The following is a 282-nucleotide window of genomic DNA, read 5'->3' as shown; positions in this document are numbered from 1 at the left end:
GCCGGTGATCCTGGCCGGACGTGAAGTCTTCTCCACCGCCAGTGTCGGCGTGGTGCTGGCCGACCGCGAGCATTATCACAAGGCAGAAGAGCTGCTGCGCGATGCCGACCATGCCATGTACTGCACCTGTCTCTTATACACATCTCCGAGCCCACGCTGTCTCTTATACACATCTCCGAGCCCACGAGACATTAACAAGGATCGCGTATGCCGTCTTCTGCTTGAAAAGGGGGGGGGGGGGGGGGGGGGGGGGGGGGGGGGGGGGGGGGGGGGGGGGGGGGG

At 65.2% G+C, this 282-nt stretch carries 1 protein-coding gene; it reads right to left on the bottom strand.

What is annotated here, in order from left to right; genetic code table 11:
* Positions 1-75 precede the first annotated feature (75 nt).
* Positions 76-282, bottom strand: a 207-nt coding sequence (locus tag JHD64_RS21705) for a hypothetical protein (RefSeq protein WP_199055805.1), incomplete at its 5' end; no start/stop codon positions are given.

This window comes from Aquitalea sp. ASV15 (assembly GCF_016429115.1).
Classification (GTDB): Bacteria; Pseudomonadota; Gammaproteobacteria; order Burkholderiales; family Chromobacteriaceae; genus Aquitalea; species Aquitalea magnusonii.
This window is presented reverse-complemented; position numbering and strand designations above follow the sequence as displayed.